General features: G+C 41.5%; 6 protein-coding genes. 3 read left to right on the top strand and 3 right to left on the bottom strand.

From position 1 onward, the window contains the following. Positions 1-793, top strand: a 793-nt coding sequence (locus RTR43_RS23540; protein ID WP_312476004.1) for an alpha/beta hydrolase, incomplete at its 5' end; no start/stop codon positions are given. A 13-nt stretch (positions 794-806) separates the two neighbouring features. On the opposite strand, the gene RTR43_RS23535 is transcribed toward RTR43_RS23540, so the two are convergent. Then, positions 807-1,148 carry an iron-sulfur cluster biosynthesis family protein gene (locus tag RTR43_RS23535; RefSeq protein ID WP_312476001.1) on the bottom strand — a complete coding sequence of 114 codons (342 nt, stop codon included), beginning with the start codon at positions 1,146-1,148 and terminating at the stop codon, positions 807-809. 150 nt (positions 1,149-1,298) lie between these two features. On the opposite strand from RTR43_RS23535, the gene RTR43_RS23530 reads away from it, so the two are divergent. Further along, entirely contained in the window at positions 1,299-1,505 is a 207-nt protein-coding gene (locus RTR43_RS23530) for a CDGSH iron-sulfur domain-containing protein (RefSeq protein ID WP_312475997.1), read from the top strand. A gap of 47 nt (positions 1,506-1,552) precedes the next feature. On the opposite strand, the gene RTR43_RS23525 is transcribed toward RTR43_RS23530, so the two are convergent. Further along, complete coding sequence (locus RTR43_RS23525; protein ID WP_312475995.1) at positions 1,553-1,888, bottom strand: YolD-like family protein; 336 nt, start codon at positions 1,886-1,888, stop codon at positions 1,553-1,555. Between the two features lie 18 nt (positions 1,889-1,906). Beyond that, the gene (locus RTR43_RS23520) at positions 1,907-3,166 is read right to left on the bottom strand and encodes a Y-family DNA polymerase (protein WP_312475993.1); all 1,260 of its coding nucleotides are present in this window, start codon (positions 3,164-3,166) and stop codon (positions 1,907-1,909) included. Between the two features lie 165 nt (positions 3,167-3,331). Here RTR43_RS23520 and RTR43_RS23515 point away from each other — a divergent pair, with 165 nt between their 5' ends. Beyond that, positions 3,332-3,523, top strand: a complete 192-nt coding sequence (locus RTR43_RS23515) for a YqzH family protein (protein WP_312475990.1) — start codon at positions 3,332-3,334, stop codon at positions 3,521-3,523. The last annotated feature ends 57 nt before the right edge of the window (positions 3,524-3,580 follow it).

Here is a 3,580-nt window from a genome sequence, read left to right as displayed (position 1 = left end):
AGCTGGCAGGTATAATCCAGATGAGTTCGAATCATTACCAAAGCGAGAAGTAGATATTCCTTCACCCTTTGGATATACGATTAAAGCCCTTCTAGTCGAACCACATGGGACCAACCGCTTTATCATAATTTCTCATGGTGTGACCGAAACGAAAATTAATTCGATTAAATACGCAAACCTTTTTTTAGAGCGCGGATTTAATACCTTGATTTACGACCATCGCCGTCACGGGGAATCTGGCGGGAAAACGACCAGCTTCGGTCATTATGAAAAATTCGATTTAAAAACAGTGGTTGACTGGCTCAAAAAAGAAAAGGGGCCGGGTCTTGAACTTGGGATTCACGGAGAATCGATGGGGGCTGCTACCATGCTTTTATACGCCGGACTTCTCGAGGATGGCGCAGATTTTTATATTGCCGATTGCCCATTTTCTGATTTCAAAGAACAACTTGCTTATCTCATCAAAAAAGACTTCAAGCTTATCCCTGGACTCCTACTTCCAATTGGGGATGCTCTTTTACGCTTTCGTGACAAATATTCGATTCGAAATGTTTCGCCAATATCAGTCATTGAAAACATCAAACATCCGGTCCTATTTATCCATAGTCGGAAAGATGATTTTATTTTGCCATCTATGTCGAGAGATTTATTTGAGCACAAAAAGGGACCTAAAATGCTGTATATTGCGGAAAATGGACGGCATGCCCAGTCTTTTAACGAAAACCGTGCTGATTATGAACGAGTTATTGATGAATTTTTACAGAAATATGTGGACCCTGCTTTGTCTAGTTAATAAAACAGACTGTTTATATGGAACAGTCTGTTTTTTCTTTCATGATTAGGCTCATATGGCCATTTAAGATTTGTTGCGGGCTTTTTAGTTGAAAGCAATTGGCTACTTGAGAAAAATCAATTTTCATTTGCTCGTCAAAGAAAATCATTTTTGATTTTTCTACGTAAACCGTTCTGTCATTTGTTTCAATCGCAATTTCATCATCTGCTATTTCTGGAACAAACCACAAGGCTACAACTCCGTTTACCGCACATCCGCAGCCGTCTGTATCGTATTTTAGTTTTAAGTAGCCTTTTCTACCTTCGGTTCTCTCATTTATTTTTTCTACTGCTGCCGCTGTTATATTTATTTCCACGTTAATCGCACCCCTTTTCTAACATATGATGATTGTATCACATGCTGTAAGGACTGCTTATTTTTTTGCTTTTAGCTTTTTGTTTGCGTTTTCCTGTTATTCCAGTTAATCTCAAAGTTAGTACGAACATTTTTTAAAGGGGTGCTAGTTATGTCAAAAGTTCAAATCAAAGTAAATGATAATGGTTCACTTAGAATTACGGGTGATGTAGAATTGCTTGATGGCGAAGGCAATGTCTATACAACAAAGCCTTCCTTTTCTCTTTGCCGTTGTGGAAAGTCTACTAACAAACCTTTTTGCGACGGCTCACATAAAGGGAATTTTGAATCCCAAGTTCGGGTTCCAAAAGCAGAATAAGATTAAGGTGAGCGGCTTTCCAATTTGAGGCCGCTCTTTTCTCTGCTTCACAAATCCGTCAGCCTGATGTCGGCAATCGCATCCATTGGTATCCGGTGCACTTCTTCAAAACGGTCTACAACATGAAGCCTTTGCGTCCGTTCATCCCAGTAATGGATTTTTCCAATCACTATTTCATAGTTACGTTTCCGATAATGGGTAATCGTAACGAATTGATCAAATTCAATCGCTTCAGATAAGGTCTCATTCATGAGCTCCAGCTGTTGCTCATCCATTTCTCTTTTCTTTTCGTACCGATCTTCTTTTACCCAATCCCTGAGCAGTTTCACATGCTCAGGAAGCATCATCGACGTCCATTTGATTCTTCCGCGGTCGCGAATCATACGCCACTCCTTCTTTCGTTACATTTTATGTCCACCAACAAGTGTTGCCCGGTGTTTAGCAGTTCCAGCAGCCGTATAAGAAACGGCGCGCAATAGAGCACCTGAACCAAAGCGCCTGCGGACAGAATCGACTACATAACCAAGTTCTCGCCTCTTATAGGCACCTGTGTCAAAAAGATCGAGCTGAAGCTCTTGGTCATCGACTATATTTGCGATGGCAAGCGAAATTTGCCTTACCGTCTTTCCCGTATAATGCTCATGAAACAATTCAAGACAGACACGGTAAAATTCCATCGTCTCATTTGTTGGCTGCTGGATCGTTCTGGAACGGTGAAAGCCGCCGCCAAATTCATCTTGGCTGTAGCCGATTCCAAGACTTATCGTTCTCCCTGCCTTTCGATGCGTCCTCGCTCTTCGGGCGACTTCCTCACACATTTCTAAAATGACAGCCTTAATTTCCGTTTCCTCTTTATAATCCCTTAACAGAATTTGGCTTTTTCCGAAGCTAATTTGTCCTTTTATGATTGGTGCCCCCAAATCGGAAAGGTCAACTCCCCAAGCATGATAATAAAGTTGGTTGCCCATAATACCGAATTTCTTTTCCAACTTTTCTAAATCATAGCGGGCCAGCTGTCCAACCGTGAAGATGCCCATGCCATTTAATGTTTTTTCCACACGCCTGCCAATTCCCCACATTTCCCTAAGCGGCGATACGTTCCAAAGCTTTGCCTGCACATCCTCATACGTCCATTCTGCAATTCCTTTATTCTTTGCATCAAGGTCCAAGCAAAGCTTCGCCAGTAACATATTGGGACCAATCCCAGCCGCACATGGCAGCTGAAATTCCCGCTCAATATCATTCTTTATTTTTTCGGCAATGGTATAGGCATCCCCCCACAAATGGATGGTACCATCGACTTTAATAAAGCTTTCATCGACGCTATAGACATGGATGGCTTCTTTTGGCACATAGCGATTAAAAACACGAGAAATTTCTGTGGCTATGCGCAAATAGGTTGCCATTTTGGGCTCGACAACTTGAATCCGGGGATCCTGGGGAATCTCAAATAGCCGTGAGCCCGTTTTGATGCCAAACTCTTTTTTCATGCGTGGCGAAGCAGCAAGTACGACACTTCCCTGCCGTTCTTTGTTCCCAGCCACAACTAAATAACAGGTGAGAGGATCCAGGCCAAGCATGACAGCGGAACAGCTGGCATAGAAGCTTTTCATATCTACACATAAAATCTTATTTTTCGGTACCATACGGTAATCGACCATGACTTTCCCTCCAAAAAACCAACTTCGCAAAACGAACATTTGTTCCTTTTTATTATATTCATTATCATAAGCGAATATACGTTCTTATTCAATGGAATTTTTTCACAAGTTTCCATATAGAGATTAGCTGAAAAAGCGGTATAATAGTGGATGAGGTGCATTTCCATGGAGAAAAAGCTGATTAACAAAATGATCGTAAACTGTTTTAAACAGTATTACGAGTCAGATTCAATGCCTATTGGTGATAAGGATTTGGAAGAGCTAACAAAGCGGATTTTCCAAATCAAAAAGGAAGAACCAACTGCGGATTTATACGAGGTTGTGAATGATATAGTGTATGAGTTTTTAACAGGGTGAGATTAGAAAAGCGCAAGCGCCCTGTTCAGCGACGTAAGAGCTGGACTGAACCGACTG

This window comes from Neobacillus sp., from assembly GCF_031988165.1.
Lineage (GTDB): Bacteria > Bacillota > Bacilli > Bacillales > Cytobacillaceae > Neobacillus > Neobacillus rhizosphaerae.
The sequence above is the reverse complement of the archived record's forward strand: the minus strand, read 5'-3'. Positions and strand labels throughout refer to the sequence as shown.

Bases quoted from the DNA above. Each gene is read 5' to 3' on its own strand.
- RTR43_RS23520 (WP_312475993.1), bottom strand. From the start codon at position 3,166: ATGGTCGATTACCGTATGGTACCGAAAAATAAGATTTTATGTGTAGAT.
- RTR43_RS23530 (WP_312475997.1), top strand. From the start codon at position 1,299: ATGTCAAAAGTTCAAATCAAAGTAAATGATAATGGTTCACTTAGAATT.
- RTR43_RS23525 (WP_312475995.1), bottom strand. From the start codon at position 1,888: ATGATTCGCGACCGCGGAAGAATCAAATGGACGTCGATGATGCTTCCT.
- RTR43_RS23515 (WP_312475990.1), top strand. From the start codon at position 3,332: ATGGAGAAAAAGCTGATTAACAAAATGATCGTAAACTGTTTTAAACAG.